Source organism: Micromonospora sp. NPDC092111 (genome assembly GCF_044755745.1).
Lineage (GTDB): Bacteria > Actinomycetota > Actinomycetes > Mycobacteriales > Micromonosporaceae > Micromonospora.
This window is the reverse complement of sequence record NZ_JBIVRQ010000019.1, coordinates 58,347-75,196: the sequence shown is the minus strand read 5'-3', so window position 1 is coordinate 75,196 and position 16,850 is coordinate 58,347. Positions and strand designations below refer to the sequence as shown.

The 16,850-nt window shown below is 69.4% G+C and carries 14 protein-coding genes; 9 read left to right on the top strand and 5 right to left on the bottom strand.

All coding sequences use genetic code 11. From position 1 onward, the window contains the following. Positions 1–87: 87 nt before the first annotated feature. The 3 genes from ACIQG9_RS26525 to ACIQG9_RS26515 all read left to right on the top strand — a co-directional run bounded on the left by ACIQG9_RS26525 (position 88) and on the right by ACIQG9_RS26515 (position 4,757). On the top strand, positions 88–1,224 hold the full coding sequence (locus ACIQG9_RS26525; protein WP_400407515.1) for a hypothetical protein: 1,137 nt from the start codon (positions 88–90) through the stop codon (positions 1,222–1,224). 114 nt (positions 1,225–1,338) lie between these two features. After that, positions 1,339–2,031: a class I SAM-dependent methyltransferase gene (locus tag ACIQG9_RS26520; RefSeq protein ID WP_400407513.1), complete on the top strand. Its 693-nt coding sequence runs from the start codon at positions 1,339–1,341 to the stop codon at positions 2,029–2,031. A gap of 281 nt (positions 2,032–2,312) precedes the next feature. After that, a complete protein-coding gene (locus ACIQG9_RS26515) occupies positions 2,313–4,757 on the top strand; it encodes an EAL domain-containing protein (protein ID WP_400407511.1) in 2,445 nt (814 codons plus the stop codon). Here ACIQG9_RS26515 and ACIQG9_RS26510 read toward each other — a convergent pair. Further along, positions 4,740–5,630, bottom strand: a complete 891-nt coding sequence (locus ACIQG9_RS26510) for a DUF6545 domain-containing protein (RefSeq protein ID WP_400407509.1) — start codon at positions 5,628–5,630, stop codon at positions 4,740–4,742. The two genes, ACIQG9_RS26515 and ACIQG9_RS26510, sit on opposite strands and share 18 nt — an antisense overlap. A 344-nt stretch (positions 5,631–5,974) precedes the next feature. Here ACIQG9_RS26510 and ACIQG9_RS26505 point away from each other — a divergent pair, with 344 nt between their 5' ends. The 6 genes from ACIQG9_RS26505 (at position 5,975) to ACIQG9_RS26480 (ending at position 12,263) form a co-directional block, all read left to right on the top strand. Further along, positions 5,975–6,748: an SAM-dependent methyltransferase gene (locus ACIQG9_RS26505; RefSeq protein ID WP_400407507.1), complete on the top strand. Its 774-nt coding sequence runs from the start codon at positions 5,975–5,977 to the stop codon at positions 6,746–6,748. A gap of 1,076 nt (positions 6,749–7,824) precedes the next feature. Then, positions 7,825–8,547, top strand: a complete 723-nt coding sequence (locus ACIQG9_RS26500; protein WP_400407505.1) for a tryptophan 2,3-dioxygenase family protein — start codon at positions 7,825–7,827, stop codon at positions 8,545–8,547. Continuing rightward, positions 8,544–9,710: an aminotransferase class V-fold PLP-dependent enzyme gene (locus ACIQG9_RS26495; protein WP_400407503.1), complete on the top strand. Its 1,167-nt coding sequence runs from the start codon at positions 8,544–8,546 to the stop codon at positions 9,708–9,710. Before ACIQG9_RS26500 ends, ACIQG9_RS26495 begins: the two co-directional genes overlap by 4 nt. Continuing rightward, the gene (locus tag ACIQG9_RS26490) at positions 9,710–10,945 is read left to right on the top strand and encodes a tryptophan 2,3-dioxygenase family protein (RefSeq protein ID WP_400407500.1); all 1,236 of its coding nucleotides are present in this window, start codon (positions 9,710–9,712) and stop codon (positions 10,943–10,945) included. Before ACIQG9_RS26495 ends, ACIQG9_RS26490 begins: the two co-directional genes overlap by 1 nt. Then, complete coding sequence (locus tag ACIQG9_RS26485; RefSeq protein ID WP_400407498.1) at positions 10,942–12,084, top strand: nitric oxide synthase oxygenase; 1,143 nt, start codon at positions 10,942–10,944, stop codon at positions 12,082–12,084. Before ACIQG9_RS26490 ends, ACIQG9_RS26485 begins: the two co-directional genes overlap by 4 nt. A gap of 53 nt (positions 12,085–12,137) precedes the next feature. Beyond that, the gene (locus ACIQG9_RS26480; RefSeq protein WP_400407496.1) at positions 12,138–12,263 is read left to right on the top strand and encodes a hypothetical protein; all 126 of its coding nucleotides are present in this window, start codon (positions 12,138–12,140) and stop codon (positions 12,261–12,263) included. 213 nt (positions 12,264–12,476) lie between these two features. Here the strand turns inward: ACIQG9_RS26480 and ACIQG9_RS26475 are convergent, their stop codons facing one another. The 4 genes from ACIQG9_RS26475 to ACIQG9_RS26460 all read right to left on the bottom strand — a co-directional run bounded on the left by ACIQG9_RS26475 (position 12,477) and on the right by ACIQG9_RS26460 (position 16,463). Next, complete coding sequence (locus tag ACIQG9_RS26475; protein WP_400407494.1) at positions 12,477–13,025, bottom strand: hypothetical protein; 549 nt, start codon at positions 13,023–13,025, stop codon at positions 12,477–12,479. 365 nt (positions 13,026–13,390) lie between these two features. Next, complete coding sequence (locus ACIQG9_RS26470; RefSeq protein ID WP_400407492.1) at positions 13,391–14,734, bottom strand: MFS transporter; 1,344 nt, start codon at positions 14,732–14,734, stop codon at positions 13,391–13,393. Beyond that, entirely contained in the window at positions 14,731–16,059 is a 1,329-nt protein-coding gene (locus tag ACIQG9_RS26465) for an APC family permease (protein WP_400407490.1), read from the bottom strand. Before ACIQG9_RS26465 ends, ACIQG9_RS26470 begins: the two co-directional genes overlap by 4 nt. Continuing rightward, positions 16,056–16,463, bottom strand: coding sequence for a MarR family winged helix-turn-helix transcriptional regulator (locus tag ACIQG9_RS26460; RefSeq protein WP_400407488.1), 408 nt, complete (start codon positions 16,461–16,463; stop codon positions 16,056–16,058). The genes ACIQG9_RS26465 and ACIQG9_RS26460 overlap by 4 nt, the downstream gene beginning before the upstream one ends. Between the last annotated feature and the right edge of the window lie 387 nt (positions 16,464–16,850).

The window sequence follows — 16,850 nt, the reverse complement described above, 5'->3', positions numbered from 1 at the left end:
ACACGGCCGTCATGGCAATCGCCCCGGCAGAGTCACCGGCACCTCACTGCCCCCCGCTCACCCATCCTGTCAAGGAACGACCATCCGATGGCCTTCGCCCGCAAGTACCCGCCCGACGTCATCACCACCGCAGTGCGGCAGGTCGAGGCCGCCCGCGCCGCAGGCCAGCGCGGCCCGGTCAGTGCCGTCGCCCGTGACCTCCACATCGACCGCCGCCTCCTCCAGGACTGGGTCAGCAGGGCCCGCGCCGAAGCAGCCCCCGCCGCCGCCTGCCCCACCCCGCCACGCTCCAGCAACACCAGCGATGACGCGGTCCTGCTGCCCGACGGTCTGCTGTACTGCCGGATCTGCCAGCAGCTTATGACCGCTGCATTTACCTGCGCTGGGCTCGTCTACGACTGCCCACCGCCGTGCCGCCGAACCCCGCTCGACGCTGTGGCCGTCGCCCACACCGTCGGCCAGGTGGTGCTACGGCACGCCGCTCACCTGGTGCCGGCGCTCACCCACCCCAAAGGCACCGGCATCGCCGCTGCCCACGCCCACCGGGTCCTCACCCGGATCAACGCCGGCACACACCCCACCGACCTGCGCATCACCTGGCACCCCACCGCCGGCCACCCCCGGCCCGCCCTGGTCAAGCAACTCCGCCTCGCCCGCCAACTCGCCACCACCGACCCGTACCGCGCCCACACCATCGTGCGGGACATGCTCATCGGCATCGACCCCACCACCACCGCCAGCGACACCATCCACGCCGAAGCCGCCCACTACCTCGCCCACCTCATCCACGGCGACGCGGCGATCCGCTGGGCCGAATACGCCCACCGCAGCCTCACCCACCTCCACGGCCCCACCGCCCCGCTCACCCTGGCCGCAACGCACACACTCGCCACCGCCCACCGCAAGGCAGGCCACCACCAACGCGCCTACCGCCTCTACCACCAACTCGCCGATCAGTTGGCTGCCACCGCCGGGCCCGACGCGCACCAGACACTCGCCGTCCGGGCCACCACCGCCCTCGTACTGGGCGATCTGGGCCACCGCGATGCCGCTCGCACCCTGCTGGCCGACACGATCAGCCACCACCGCCGCGCCCACCCTGGGCATCCCGCCACCGCCCGCATGGCCGAGCACCTCGACCGCATGGTCGACCAAGCCCTCGTCCACGCACCGAACGCCGTCGACCTGCGCCGCTCTTGCATGTGCCCGCCGGTCCCGCGATGACGACCCCTGCATCTGATGCCTCCGGGCAGCACCAACCACGAAGGGACCGCTATGACGATCGCACTGCCAGCCTGCCCGGGGCCACTGCACCGGTTACTTGAACCGAGCATCCACATGGTCCTTGACCGACTTGAGATCACCACCAACCAGCGGGTGCTAGAGATCGGTGCCGGCGCCGGCGACATCACCGCCCGCCTGGCCCAACTCGTCGGCTGGTATGGGTCCGTCACCGTCGTCGACGCAGACACCAGCCACCTCACCCCGACCGACGTCATCGACGTCCAGCAGCGCGACCTGAACCGAGACCTCCTGCCCGGCCAAGCCGACAGCTACGACCACATCATCGCCCGCTGCCCCCACGGAAGCCTGCGCGACCCGGAAGACCTGGTGGAGCAGAGCATCGCCCGGTTGCGTCCGGGTGGCTGGCTCGTCCTCGCCGACATCACACCCACCGCACCGCGGGTCTACCGGGCCCCCGACGACGAGGCCGGTGCCCTGATCCACACCATCATGCAGCAGGTCCACCACGCCATCGCCAACCCGGACCACGAAACCTCGACCGCCGACCCCGACACCCTGCTCCTGAGCCACGGCCTGGCGCAGCACTGCATCCACACCGGCACTGAAACCTGGACGGGCGGCGGCCCCGGATGCCACCTCCTCGCCGACATCGTCACCCACCTGCGCCCCACCCTGACCAGCATCACACCCGCAGACGCCGATCGGTTCGGCGAACTCATGACCGACCCCCGCGTACTCCTGCGCTTTTACGAACATCGGGTCATTCACGCCCGCCAGGGCAACTGAGGGCTGATCTCATGATGAGGCATATCAACACTGAGGGTTAGGATTCTCTGGCAGGTAAAGCACGGATTGTGACGACCACTTGCCCTGTTGCGCAATGGATGACCAAAAAGACACCTTGATGTTGATTGTAGATGATGCGCAGTAATAGCTTTCGAATTGTCGTCACGTCAAAGAAGGGTGTAGGTCATGCGCAAAGGCGTCGAGTGGAACTGAGAATTGGCCCAACCGGCTAACGTGGAGCATCGTTGACCTTGCGGTGTGAGCCCACGGAGGCATGATCGATGTCGATCCAGCGCGGAAGGCAGGCGCTGGGTCTGCTGACAGGGACCATAGCGGTGACGGCGTTGGCATGCCTGGCCTGGGCGGTGGCTCAGTTGGGCAAGCCGGCGCCGTCCGCGCCCTGGGTCTACGCTGCGGTGGGCGCGGCGTTGATGGCGGTGGGCGCGGTGTTGCCCATGCCCCTTCCGTCCCGTATGCCGATCAGGATCACCCTTATCCCGACGGCGTGCATCGTGTGCGTGGCGGTGCTGCCGGCGCATTGGGTGGTGATCTGCACCGCCGTTGGAGTCTCGCTCGGCCGTGCCGTACGGCAACCCGCGCGTAGGGTGAGCCGGCACAAGCTCATCCATAACACGAGCGTAGATGTTGTCACCGCCTCCGTAGCGGCGATGATGATGTACGGGGCCGGCTTCCGTCCAACACTCGCCGAGTCGGGCGGAGCAGAGCTTGAGCCAGCGTGGGTGATTGTCGCGTTCCTCGCCGCAGCGGTCGTGGCTCTGCTGTTCGAAGAGCTGGTGACAGTCGCGGCGGTGACATGGTCGACCGGACAGCCGATCGCGGTGACGCTGCGTTTCCTCTGGCGGACACGGCTTGTTGTCGCCGTCGGTGAAGTGTTCGCCGCTGTGGCCATCGCCGTTGCTCTCATGACTGAGCCTCGCGTTCTCATCGCACTGCCCTCGACGATGATGGCGCTGTACTTCGCGGTCAGCCATCGACTCCGGATCCGCGAGGAGCGACGCGTCTGGGAGCGCTTGACCGCTTTGAGCGACGCACTGTCCGCCAGGAACCTCGATGAGGTTCTGCACACCGCCGCTGCTGGCGCGGTGGAGCTGTTCGGCGCGCAGTCAGCCGATATCGAGATCACCCGTGACCGACGCGTGGTCCGCGCCGTGCTGCGGGGAGACGTGGCACTGGTCGCGTATGACGGATCCGTGGACGCCGCCCCTGCCGCCGCGGAGTCGTCGGCGGTGCTGACCCAGGGTTTTGGCGACCACACGACGGGTGTGCGCGGCGAAGTCCGTTTGCGGCTGGGTGGTTCTTACCAGACAGCGTCGGTGCGTGAGCGTGCGACGCTGCGGGCGTTCGTCGCGACGCTGTCGTCAAGCGTGGACCTCGCGCACGCCTATGGTCTGCTCGCGCGTGAGGCGACCCATGACAAGGACACGGGCCTGCCGAATCGGCTCGGGCTGTCGCAGTGGTGCGCCGCCCTACCCGACGAGTCATGCCACGTCCTGGCGGTGCATCTTGAGAATCTGCACTTCCTGGCCGACACGATGGGGCAGGAGCGGACGCGAGCGGTTCTCGCTCAGGTAGCGGATAGGCTGCGTCACCTGTCGGCGGACCGCTGGGCTGTCGCGGCCCGCGTCGGCGACGCCACCTTCGCCCTCGTCCTGCGCGAGATGACCACTGAGCTGGCGTATCAGCGGGCCTGTAGGGCTGTGGCGTTGCTTCGTCACGGCATTGACGTTGACGGCCGCCGCGTCGACCTGCGCGCCAGCGCCGGCATGGCGTCGGGTGCGCCCGGACCGGCGGTACTGGATGCCGCCGAGCGGGTGCTGTGGCGCGCGCTGCGTCGGAGCGAGGACAGGCTCGTGTCGTACGAGTCGGGCACGGTAGGTGAGTGGTCGTTGGCCCGCGCGCTGACGCAGGCGCGGATGTCGATCTCCTACGAACCCGTGGTGCACCTGACCAGTGGCCAGATCACGATGGTGCAAACGGTGCCACGCTGGCTGTACTCGCGCAATGACCTGCTGGCCGCAGACGACTACGTCTACCAGCACATCGATGATGTCGACGGTCTACGTGCGCTGGCGTCACAGGTGCTGGCTCGTTCGTTGGCGGCGGCGGCCTCGTGGCGCGATGTGCTGCCCGAGGCGACGCTGGTCGTGCCAGTGCCCGCCGCTGCGGTGACCACGCAGTTCGCCGCGACGGTGCGAGAGCTGTTGAACGCCTACGGGCTGCCGGAGTCGCACCTGGTATTGGCGCTCAGCCGGCCACCAGCGGCGGCAAGCCAGGACTCCTCCAACGGCAGCGCTGGCGGTGCGGACGACCAGAGCGCCGATGCGCACGTGACCAAGATGGGTGTACGCCTTCTCCTGGACAACTATGGCAGCAGGCACACCGATCTCGCGGCACTCAACGCCGCCGACTGGAGCTTTCTTCGCCTACATCCGGCCTTCTCGCTGGACGCTGGATGGCGTCCGGCGAGGTCGGTCATCCGCGCGGCGGTAGACCTCGCGGCGGACCTCGATCTTGTCGCCGTCGCCGCAGGCATCAGCACCCAGGATCAGCGCCAAGAGCTGGCCGCCCTGGGGTGCGCCTACGGAAGCGGCGAGTTGTTCGGAGGCGAGATGTTCCCGAGCCAGATCCGCGCGCACGCCAAGCGGTGGGCCCCGCGCCCGGTCGGCAGGGCACCTGATCAGCGGCGGCTACACCGGTCGGGCTGACCGAGCAGAAGACAGGTCCGCCGGAAGCGGCACCACTGGGATGTCGTCGATCATGTGGGTCGTGCGGGGCCCGACCAGCGCGGCCGGGCCCACCGGCGCCCACCTGGCGATCTCCGCGGCGACGAGGGGAGAGTCGCGCATCGCCCGTTCCACGTGGGCCAGGTGCCGCGCCTCAGCGCGCACATCATGGCGGTCGTGCGGTGGCGGTGGCAACTGCGGGCTGACAACGGGCGGCGCAATCGCCGTCTGCCGGTGCCGGAGGGCCACGGCGATCGTGGCTGCCTCGGCCACCGCGGCCGTCGTAGCTGCGTCGAGGCGATGACGGCGTGCGCGCGACGTCGCGCTGGCGTGCACCTGCGGGCTGCACCAAAGGCGCAACGCGCGCAATGCCTCATGAATCTCGACGACGGTGCGGTGCCGCTGCCGACTACCGTGGATCTCGGTAGGAACAGGGGTGGCGGTAGTGGTGGTGACGATGACGAGATCCGGCATGCCCTCACGCAGCGCCATCCACAGGTGCAGCAGGTGCCAGTCCGAGCGCCGATCGGCCCACCAACTCGTCGTCTCACCGGATAGCCATCGCTGGCGGCCGATCCCCGCGATGTCGTCTGCAGCACGCACGGCGGCCTGGGTGAGCTGCTGATAGAGCAGGTCCGCGGCAAGTTCCGCCTCAGCCTCGACGGCCCGATCGACATGGTCATGCCGGATATCGCCGGGATGGTCGAGGACGAGGTGCGCGACCTCGTGCAGCACGGTCTGGGTCCGGGTCACCGCCGGCAGCGAGCGGTCGACCAGGATGATGTCACGCTGCGGTCGGTCCGTGATGAGCAGGCCGGATGGGTGACCAGGGTCCAGTTCGACGTCGCCGACCACGAGTTCCCGGCCACGGGCCACACCTATCGCGGTGCACCAGGCATCGACGGTGTGCGGCGCGCACGGAGAAGGTAGGCCCGCTCTCGCCAAGCGTCGCCGAAGGCGCGCTCGAGCCAGCAGCATCCTGACCTCCCGACATTGTGATCAGCGTCGATTCGAAGGTCAGAGTGTAGCGGTATCTATCGCTGTGTACACGCCTGCGTACTGTGCGGGGCCATCACAGAAGACGGCAGTCGGTTAGGCTGCCCGACCAAGACGATCGTCAACGGCCGGTGGGAGAAGCGGTGACCAACCAGCGGACAGACACGCCCGATACTCCACGTCCCCGAGCCACCGTCGCGCGAATGTACGACTACCTCCTCGGCGGCAAGCAGAACTTCGAGGCCGACCGACGCGCGGCGCGAGACGTCCTGAGCAAGGTGCCCGCCGCGGCCAACATCGCCCTGTCCAACCGGCTGTTCCTGCGCCGCGCCGTACACACACTCGCCCAGGCGGGCATGCGGCAGTTCCTCGACCTCGGCTCCGGCATCCCCACCCAGGGCAACGTCCACGAGATCGCCCAAGCCGTCAATCCTGAGATCCGCGTCCTCTACGTCGACATCGACCCCGTCGCGGTGGTGGCGTCGAACCAGATCCTCGACGGCAACCTGCACTGCCGGGCGATCGAAGGCGACTTCACTCGCCCGGACCTCATCCTCGACGTCCTCGCCGACAGTGATCTCGCGTCGATCATCAATCTCGACGAGCCGGTCGTGGTCCTCTACTGCTCCGTGCTGCAACTGATCCCCGACGATCAGATCGACGGCGTGATCGCCCCCATCCGGGATCTGCTCGTGCCGGGCAGCGCCCTGGTCATCAGTCACGTGGGCGTCGACGTGTCCGACCGCTGGGGCGAGTCCACCGTGCAACAGGCAGCCGATGTCTACCGCACGCACGCCGCCACGGACATACGTTTCCGCACCGACGAGCAGATCACCGCTCTGTTCAGCGACTTTGAGATGATCGAGCCTGGCCTCGTGCCGGTGGACCGCTGGCGACCCGAGCTCAGCGATCCCGATCCTTTCGTCGCCGCGTCGATCCCCTCACCGATGCGCGGCGCGGTGGCGTTCCGCCGCTAACCACCGCCGCCGTCCACCACTCCGCGCAACACGACTGCCGCACTGGCGTATCCGGGACCCGGCGGCGACGGGTAGTCATGCGACCGACGGCTCTGGTCATCGAGGATGTGTGGCTGCTGGCACGCGGCGCGAACGAGCAGCCGAGGGTCGCGGTTCCGGGATGCGCACGCGTGTTCGACGCGGCGGACGCGCCCACCCACTGCCGGGAATACCCATCGCCCGTTCACCGAACAGTTGGATCTTGTTGATTGGTCGGCGGCTTGCCGAAGGGGCGTCACGCGCCGGCGTTCATGTACCGGCAGCCAGGGATGGCCGAGTTCGTCCGGCCGACAGGAAAAATGCCTGCTCAGAACGCGCACCGCGGCATCTGGCCGGGTAGAGCAGTTGGCGGGAAATGTTGCCGGCACCGGCAGCATTCATCGACACGCGGGACCCGGCTGTGCTGAATTGGTATGTCGATCCTGGCGCAGGTTGCCACTAGTCGATCCAGCCGAATTCGGCCCGCCGCATATCGCGCTAGCGGGCTGATGACCCGCGTCTGAGTAGGTGCTTTCGATGATTGATGTGGACTTTTCACGGCGTCTGAGCGCCAGGGCTCTGGCGGCTGTCGGGCTCGATGGCATGTTGGCGTCAAGGTGCTTGCCGCCGGGCAAGCACCTTCCTCGCGGGACCCTGGGCGGTCGATCCGCTGGTCTGTCATCCGTGGTGACGGTCGGCAGGCTTCCTCGCGGGGCGGTGATGACCGTGCTCGCCGAAGTCGACGCTTCTGGGACAGGCCGAGTCATGTACGAGAGGCTCCGCCAGGTGCAGCAGGCCAACGGGCCGGGCACCGACCTACCTGGGTGTTGGGCCGCGCCTGCTTCTACGTCGATTCAGTTGCCGGCGCGACGGGCGCCACGTACGACGCGGCCGTCTACCGCATGGTTCCCGGTGCCACGTTGCGACCGGCGGGACCGCCCCGCCCGGCGGGATGATCGCCGGCGCTTCGCGCCGCGGCGTCTTCCGCCCTGAACGCACTATGCGCCTGGCGGCGCGGCGGCCCCCCTTTTCCGACTATCCCTGCCTGGAGGTTTGTCATGGTCACGTCCTCCCTTCCTGCGGTGCTACCGGGCTCCGGCGTCACCGACTATGCCCGGTACATGCGCACGGATGAGCTGCTGCGTCTGCAGAAGGAGCCGGCGCAGTGGGTTCACCCGGACGAGTTGCTGTTCCAGATCGCGCATCAGAGCACGGAGTTGTGGCTGAAGCTGACTCGTTCTCACCTGTCCCGCGCCCTGGCGCACCTAGGGGCGGGGCAGCCCGCTGCGGCAGAGTTGCTGATCGACCGAGCGGCGGAGGCGCTGCGGCTGATCACCGAGCATCTGCGTATCCTGCGGTCGCTGCCGCCGGCGCACTTCGCGGTCATTCGCAGGACGTTGGGCAACGGGTCAGGATTCGAGTCGCCTGGCTGGCGGCTACTGCGTGCGGCGACTACGGAGTTGGACATCGCCTACAGCCGACTGTTGTCCTCGCATCGAATCACGGTGGTCGATGTGTATCGTGGTCAGCCGTCGGATCCGCTGTACCGGCTCGCCGAGGCGTTGGTCGATCTTGACGAGCGGATCGCGTTGTGGCGCGTCGAGCATTACAGCGTCGCCACCCGCGTCATCGGTCACGGAGTGCGGGGCACGGGTGGCACCCCGGTCGACAGCCTGCCGGCGTTGATCAGCCACCGCAGGTTCCCGACTCTGTGGGAGGCGCGGACGGCGGCGACGCGGGCGTGCTCCTCCGGTACGTGCCCCAGCGAGGAGCGGCGGTGAGCGCGTCGGTCCTGCACGATCCCGTGCCGTCCCTGCATGCGGTACGGCAGCGGTTGGTCACCTCGGTGGCGCAGACGCACCTCGCGGTGTGCAGCATCGCTCCCCGTAGCTCGGATGTGGAGCAGGCGCTGTCGTGGATGATGGAAGACCTGTCCCGGCCCGGCTTCTGGCAGGCGTGCGAACAGCAGGTGGAGCGGGCTCGCGGGATGTTCGCGCGGCTCATCGGCGCCGACGTCGACCAGGTCGCGGTCCTGCCGAACGCCAGTATCGCGGCACACCAGGCAGTGTCGAGGCGGCGGTGGCGGCGACGCCGAGACGTGGTGGCCACGCCGGCGGAGTTCCCGGGCATCGCCCACACCTGGTTGAACCAGCCCGCGGCGCGGGTGCGGTGGACCGGCCCGCCCGGCGGCGGTGTGCGCACCAGTGACTACCTGCCGCACATCACCGCGCGCACGGGCCTGGTGTCGGTGCCGGCCGTGACCTACCGCGACGCGATCGGTCTCGACGTGCCGCGCATCGCCAAGGCCGCCCACGACGTCGGCGCGCAGGTGTTCGTCGACGCCTATCAAGCTGCGGGCGTGATGCCGCTGAACGTCGACGCGCTGCGCTGCGACTACCTCGTTGCCGGCGCCGGCAAGTACTTGTTGGGGTTGCCGGGGTTGGCGTTTCTCTACGCCAGGCACCCGGACGGGCCGATGCCGGCCCTCACCGGTTGGCTCGGCCGCGCCGATCCGCACGCCCTGAACGCTACGGTTCTGGACTCGCCGTCACACGCCCGCCGCTACGAGACGGGCACCCCGTGCGCTGCCGCGGTGTACGCCGCGGTCGCCGGTCTGTCGCTGGTCGGCGACATCGACCTGGAACAGGTACGCCGTCACACTCAGCGGCTGATCGCCACGGCCGCGCGGCGTCTGAGCGGGCTCGGCGAGGTCGTGCGGATCGCGACCCCACCCGAGGCGCAAGGCGCGCACCTTGCGCTGGTCGATCCCCAGGCCGAGGCGCTGGCGGCCTGGCTTGGCGATCGCGGTGTCATCACCGCCCCCCGCGCCGGCGTGTTGCGCCTGGCCGTGCACGCCTACAGCACGGATGAGGACGTCGACGCCGTGTGTGAGGCCATCGCCGCCTACCGGCGCCACCACCACACCAGATCGGGAGGGATCTGATGAACCCCGCACCGCTGCAGGACTGGTTGGCCCGCCGCACACCCGCCGCGCGCCGGTTCCCCTACGACCGGGTCGTCGACGCCTATCAGCATTACGGCAAGCAGTTCGTGCCGCGGGACTGGACGACGCTGCTGCAACGCACGCGGGAGCGGCTGCCGAGCGTGCGCGGTCCCCACCAGCAGCTGACCGACTTCCTGACCGTCGCACTCGACAAGGTCGACCACCGCTTCGACTACCGCACCTACCTGGGCCTGTGCCTACTGCCGATCCCCGACCCCGACAGCGACACCGCCATGGCGGAGAAGTTGCTGGCCCGCCGTGACCGACTCCACGTGCTGCTGCTGGCCGACCTGGCCGCCGTCGAACTGCGGGCCCTCGACAGCGCCGGCACACCGATGAGCCACCTACGCCCGACCCCACCGCTGGTGGGTAAACGCCTACGGCACGCGATGCGCGCCGCGAGTCCCGCCCTGCACCGACTCAGCTTCCCCCTGCGCGACGTCAACGACCCGGTGGCGCTGGCCCGCCGACTGGTCACCATGACCTGTATCGACCGCACCCCGGCAGAGCGACTGATGCTGCGCATCACCCTGCTGCCGGTGTCGACCGTCCACGACGAATGGCTGTTCCTGCGCACCCTGCAAGCCTTCGAGGTGACCCTCGGTCTGCTCGCCGTCGACCTCACCTGCGCCGTCACCGCCGTCGGCGAGAACCGCCTACCCCTGGCCGGCATCCAGCTCACCACCGCGGCGTCACTGCTACAGGAGACCGCGCCCCTATGGTCGATGCTGGCCACGATGCAGCCACAGGCCTTCCAGCGCTTCCGGGCCTACACCGACGGCGCCAGCGCCATCCAGTCCCGCGCCTTCAAGCTGGTCGAATCGCTGTGCCGCACACCCGACCCGCCACGCCTGCACTCGGCGGCATATCTGTCCGTGCCTGACGTGCAAACCCGCATCCGCGACGGGCAGATCAGCCTCGACGACGCGTTGACCGCCATCCGCGCCGACCGGAACATCCTCACCGAGGCCCCCACCCTGCGCGACGGCATGCGCGCCTTCACCGCAGCGCTGCTCCAGTGGCGACGCACCCACTACCGCCTCGCGGTACGGATGCTCGGCACCGAACCCGCCGGAACCGGTGGCACACCCGGCACCCCGTACCTGCTACGCAGCCGCGACACCACCATCTTCGGCGACCACGACCTTCACCACACCACGGCCGACATCCGATGACCACCACAGCACCCGCGTCCCACAACGCCGACGCCCACCAGGAGATAACCCTTCACGCGCGCCAGTTCCTGCGCCAGTGGCACGACGAGTCAGGCACGCCCGGGTTCACCGCACGGTGGCGACAAGTCAGCGCCGAGATCGCCGTCACCGGAACCTGGCAGCCCACCTTCGACGAGCTGACCTACGGGGCGCGGGTCGCCTGGCGCAACGCCGGCCGCTGCATCGGCCGGGCACGCTGGTCGAGCCTCATCATCCGCGACCGCCGCCACACCACCACCCTGCCCGCGCTGCGACAGGAACTCACAGCCCACCTCGACGAGGCCACCAACAACGGACGCGTCCGGTCGGTGCTCACCGTCCTGGCCCCCGCCACCGCAACCGCTCCGGCCCCGCTGCGCATCATCAGCCCGCAACTGGCCCGCTACGCGGCCTGGCACACCGACGGCGGCGTCATCGGCGACCCCGCCAACCTGACCCTGACCGCGCTGACCCGCCACCTCGGCTGGCACGGTCCCACGCACCGCGGCGCCTTCGACCTCCTGCCCTGGATCGTCGCCACCGCCGACCGACGACTCCACCTGCTACACCCCGACCACCGGCGTATCCGCCAGGTGCCAATCCACCACCCCCGTCACCCCTGGCTGGCTGACCTCGCACTGCGCTGGCCCGCCGTACCGGCCATCAGCAACATGAGCCTGCACCTCGGCGGACTACGGTTCCCCGCACCCTTCAGCGGCACCTTCATGATCAGCGAGATCGCCACCCGCAACCTCGCCGACCCCGACCGCTACCACCAACTACCGGCCGTCATCGACGGTCTCGGCCTACCCGACCACGACCGGCTACGCGCCGACAGAGCGCTGCTCACCCTGCACGAAGCGGTGCTGCACAGCTTCAACACCGCCGGCGTGTCCATCACTGACCAGCACCGGGAAAGCTGTGCCCTCGCCCGCTTCAACATGCGTCAGCGGGCCGCCGGCAGAACCGTGGCCAACGACTGGAAATGGCTGAACTCCTACCCCCTCACACCCCAGGGTCCCTCCCCGAGCTGCCACCACGACACCCACGAACCCGCCCCGGCCCTGAGACCAGACCCACACACCCTCGCCCTCGCCGCCGCTCAACTTGCCCGGACCTGAACCCCATCGAGGCAGTGTGGTGCCACCTGAAACGCCGCATCGGCAACCACGCCGTGACCAGCATCGACCATCTCGTCGCGATCATCAAAAACCGACTCAAGAGCATTCAGTACCGCACCGACCTGCTCGACGGCTTCCTCGCTAACGCCGGGCTGACACTCGAACCTGGCACAATCTGATCACTCAAGGCTGTAATGCCACCATATCGGTGCAGCAGACCCGACTCCTGCGGAGAACGCGTCGCTTGACGGGCTCAGGACCGTGTTGCCTGCGGGTCCGGGCATGCGGATCGCGGACCGCTTCGTGTCGCCGCTGAAAGGATGTTTACTGCTGTCTGGTAAGCGCTGACAGTACGACCGGCGTTACCCAGCCCTTCGGGGTAGCCCTGCGATTCACCGGCCGCCCAGGTCGATGCCGCACGTCGTGCCGTCTTTGGCATCGGCGGTAAGGACCACCTTGATGCCGGAGCTCGCTGGGGCATCTGGGAGATACACCGTACGTGCCGTCGAGGACACGGAGGCGTAAGCGGCCCGCCCACCAACTTGTTTGCAGTAGAAGACAAACGGATAGTTCAGGTCTTCTCGATGTGAGACCATGCGCCAGCCCGCCGCTGCCGCCGGTTGGTCGAAGCGCTGCCGTAGTTGGTGTGCGCCGTAGACGACGGGTGTCTGGTACAGCCGGGTAACCTCAACGAAGGCCGGATTCGTCGGACTGCCCCCGTGTCCATTGTCGCAGGTGTAGCTCTTGACGTCCTCCCCGAGGAGTTGGCCGTCGTGTGACGCGACGGCCAGCAGAGGATCAGCCTCATACAGCCGGATCATAGCCGCCTCGTTGCGAGCCGGGTGGCAGGTGAACACCTCATAAACGATCACTATTGCACCGGCGACAAGTGTCACGGCCGTCGCAACACGATAGACGGTCGACCTGTTCAATCTGTTCATGCCAGCCCCTTTGTCCTAGCTTCAGGTGTTGCCGCATGTAGGTTGATGTCGCCCCCGGAACAGTGTCCACTATGCCCGAATGGCGGGTCGTCCAACAGTGCTTTGTCGGGCGCGGGACTGCAATTGATGCGGTTGATCCTTGATCTCGAGAGGTTTCTACCCCGTCCACAGGAAGCCCCAGGGCAATTGCGCGGTCGGGTGGCAGGGCTCTGGGCGGCAGGGCGGTGGTCGCCCGTCAGGGGTGTCGGTCGTTGATCTTCACGCTTGACTGTGATCTATGCGTCCTGGGGAGGTGGATCCTTGTCGTGCCTCCCGTGGTCACGCGCGTGGTGACTACGTGGATGCCTCGACCGGAGAGTTGGTGATCATCGGAGCTGCCCGTGGTGTCGTCTGCGCGACCAGGCCGTGGCGGCACCGGTCATCGGGAGTGCGGCGACAGCTGCCAGGGCTGTGCTCGGCGTCGTGGTCTGCCACAGCGCGGCGCACAGGGCGGCGCCGCAACCTCCGCCGAGGAACATGGCCAGGGCGAGCATGCCGATTGCGCCGCTGCGGTTGTCGGCCGGGGCGTGCGCTGCCGTCTGGGTGGTGAGCAGGGTCTGGGTCACGGCTGATGCGGTGAGGGCGACCGTGCTGGCGGCGATGACCGGCCAGGTCCTCGGGTCCCACGCGGTGTAGCAGAGCGCCGTGGCCAGGAGCAGGCCCGCCGCTGTCAGCATGCCGCTGGGGGATCGGTGGCGGGTGGCGCGGGCGGCTGCCCAGGCCAGCGTGGCGCCGGTGGCGGCGGCGGGCAGGAGGAGCAGCCCGATGTCCATCGTGTCGTGGCCGAGGCGGCTGAGTAGGTGGGGTGCGGCGTAGACGACGGCGAACAGGCCCGCGTACATGCCGGCGCCGGTGGTCGCGGCACGCCAGAACCATCGGGCGGACAGGATCGTGCGGCTCAGTAGCGCGTCGGGGTGCGAGCGTTGACGTAGCGCCAGGCCCGCGATAGCGGTTCCCGTCGTGGCCGCGGTGATGATGATCGTTCGCGGGTCTGCCTGGTGGGCGGTGGTCTGCACGGTCAGGAGCAGTCCGGCGGCGGCGGTGGCGAGTAGGCCGGTGGCGGGCCAGTCGACCGGTGCCCGTCGTGGCGTATGGGTGGTGAGGGGCCAGCAGAGGGGGACCGCGGCCAGTGACAGCGCGGGGAGGGCCAGCGGGGCGCGCCATGACCAGTGTGCCGCCAGCGCGCCGGCGAGCGGGGCGGTGGCGGAGAAACCGGCGAGGCAGGCGCCGAAGGCTGCCAACGCGGTGGGACGGCTGTTGGCGGGTAGCTGCGCGGTGTGGGTGAGGGCGGTGGCGATGACCGCCCCCGAGCCGACGGCCAGCAGGACGCGGCTGGTCACCACGGTGGCGAGGGTAGGAGCGGCGGCGCACATCGCGGCCCCGCAGGTCAGGAGGATCGCGGCGATGACAAGGACGGGGCGGCTGCCTCTGCTGTCGATGAGGCGGCTGGCGGTGACCGCGCCGACGCCCACGCCTGCGGCGTAGGCGGTCAGGGTCCAGGCCAGGGCTGCCGCGCTGGCGTGCAGGTGCCAGGCGGCGTCGGGCAGCGCCACGGCGGCGGCGCTGACCCCGTACACGGCCGGGCCGTACAGCACGCCCAGCCGCCAGCCGGGAGCCGCCACCACGGTGGCGGAGCGGGTCGTGGCCACGGCTGGCAGATGGTTGGTCATCGGATCCTGCCCAGCGCCACCACCGGGTCGCCGTGCGAGCCGTCGCGGATGTCGGGCCGTGGGCCGCGTCCTGTAGTCGAGGGTGGGCCCGTGGTCGGCGGGGCAGGGCGGCATCGAGCGAGCGCGACGACGGCAACCGCGGCGGGGGCCAGGAGAAACGCTGCGCTGAGGGCGGCGACGACGGCGACGGCGAGTGCTGCCACCGCGGCGCAGGCCCGCTGACGGGGTTCGGGGAGTAGGCGTACCGCTGCGGCGAGTCCGACCAGGGTGACGCAGGCGAGCAGCGCGGCGAAGACGCGCATGAGTGTCTCGACCGTGATGGTGTGCGGCGCTGCGGCGGCGACCACGGCGACGGCCGTGGCGGCGGTGGCCTGGACCAGGACGTGGCGTCGGGGCTCTGCGTCGCGGCCGGTCACGGCGAGAACGGCGGGGAGGACGTGGTGGCGGGCCGGTGACATGCCGGCGTGGGCGCCGGCGGCGACGAAGGTGACGCTGGCTGCCACGGTGAACAGCACGGCTGCCATGGCGATGATCGTCGCCGCCCATGTCTGGTTGGCGGGGGCGAGCAGACGCATCAGTGGCACTGTGGTGTCGCCCGCGTCGTCGCCCAGGACCCCGGCCGTGCACACGGCCAGCCCGGTGTAGAGCACGGCGACGACGGTCAGGCTCGCGCGTGCGGCCCGCCGCACCTGGTTGGGGTGGGTGAACTCGGCGGACAGGTTGGCGGTGGCCTCCCAGCCGCAGATCGCCACGAACAACACCGCCACCGCGCTGCCGACGCCGGCGACGCCGTGCGGCGCGAACGGGGTGATCCGGTGCGGGTCCACGTGCGGCCCGGCCACGGTCAGCACCGCGACCAGCATCGCGATCAGCACACCGGTCAACCCCAGTTGCAGCCGCGCCGACAGGCGCAGCCCCACGAGGTTCGCCGCGTACACGACACCGAGCAGCGCCGCGGCCGTCATGCCTGTCACCGCCGCAGACGCACCGAGCGCGGCGGTCGTGTAGCGGGCACCCGCGATGCCGCCGGCGACCACCCCCGTTGGCACCGCGGCGTACAGCCAGCACCCGACCACGGCGGCGGCCCGGGCGCCGAAGGCACGCCGGGTGAACGCGGCGGCGCCACCGGCGTCGGGGTAGCGGGCGCCGAGGGCCGCGAAGTACGTCGCGATCAGCGCGGACACACACAGCAGCGCCGCCCACGCCACCAACGACGCGAGTCCCGCGACGCGCACCGCGATCGCCGGCAGCACCAGGACACCCGGGCCGAGGACGGCGCCGACGCTCAGGGCCACGCCCCGCGCGGTGCCGATCCCGCCGCTCACCGGATCGCCTCCACGCCCGCACCACCGCCCCTGGCGTTGGCCAGGCTGGCCAGGGTGGCAAGGGCGGCGGCGAAGTCGTCGTGCCGGGGCATCCCGGCAGCGGTGAACATCTGCGCCAGTCGAGCCTCGATCTGGCGCCGCGTCATGTCCGCGAGCGCCGTTCCCGCGGCAGTGGGTCGCACCACCACCCGCCGCTGGTCATGCTCGTGCAACTCGCGCAGCACCAGACCCTGATCGGTCAGCGCGGCGAGGGCGCTGGTCAACGTCGACCGCGCGACTCCCGCCAACGACGCGATGTGCGGGGGCTCGATCACTCGACGGGCGCAGACGAGCAGCAGCACGTCGTAAGTCGTCCAGGTCATCCCCGTTTTTTGCAGCACCACGCGTTCCAGGTGTGCGCGCACCGCGTCAGCGGTACGACACAGCTCCGTCACCGGATCGATCCCCGCCGGCCGGGCGACCCGACCCCGCACCGGCACTCGGTACACCTGCCCCGCCGGGCGGCGTGTCGCCGCGCTCACCGCGACCACCTGCCCCGGCGAGGTCGGCGCACGGTCTGCCGATCACGACGCCGGCCACGCTCACCACGCCGGAAAAGGGGCACCGGGGCAGCCGGTGCCCTCCCGCGAACCTGACGGGACTGATCTGCATGCATGTGTGGACCCCACTTTTCGCAGTGATGGGTTGCGGCGTGACCGCTGCCGGCGGGACGCGAGCGCGAGAGCGGTGTTGACGCGCCAGGCACCCCTGGCCGTCGCCGATCGGTCCGCCCGACGTCGCTTCATCTCTGC

What these genes read in the sequence shown, in the direction of transcription:
- ACIQG9_RS26485 (WP_400407498.1), top strand. Translation starts at nt 10,942, where the DNA reads ATGACCACCACAGCACCCGCGTCCCACAACGCCGACGCCCACCAGGAG.
- ACIQG9_RS26520 (WP_400407513.1), top strand. Translation starts at nt 1,339, where the DNA reads ATGGTCCTTGACCGACTTGAGATCACCACCAACCAGCGGGTGCTAGAG.
- ACIQG9_RS26500 (WP_400407505.1), top strand. Translation starts at nt 7,825, where the DNA reads ATGGTCACGTCCTCCCTTCCTGCGGTGCTACCGGGCTCCGGCGTCACC.
- ACIQG9_RS26490 (WP_400407500.1), top strand. Translation starts at nt 9,710, where the DNA reads ATGAACCCCGCACCGCTGCAGGACTGGTTGGCCCGCCGCACACCCGCC.
- ACIQG9_RS26470 (WP_400407492.1), bottom strand. Translation starts at nt 14,734, where the DNA reads ATGACCAACCATCTGCCAGCCGTGGCCACGACCCGCTCCGCCACCGTG.
- ACIQG9_RS26475 (WP_400407494.1), bottom strand. Translation starts at nt 13,025, where the DNA reads ATGAACAGATTGAACAGGTCGACCGTCTATCGTGTTGCGACGGCCGTG.
- ACIQG9_RS26525 (WP_400407515.1), top strand. Translation starts at nt 88, where the DNA reads ATGGCCTTCGCCCGCAAGTACCCGCCCGACGTCATCACCACCGCAGTG.
- ACIQG9_RS26515 (WP_400407511.1), top strand. Translation starts at nt 2,313, where the DNA reads ATGTCGATCCAGCGCGGAAGGCAGGCGCTGGGTCTGCTGACAGGGACC.
- ACIQG9_RS26505 (WP_400407507.1), top strand. Translation starts at nt 5,975, where the DNA reads ATGTACGACTACCTCCTCGGCGGCAAGCAGAACTTCGAGGCCGACCGA.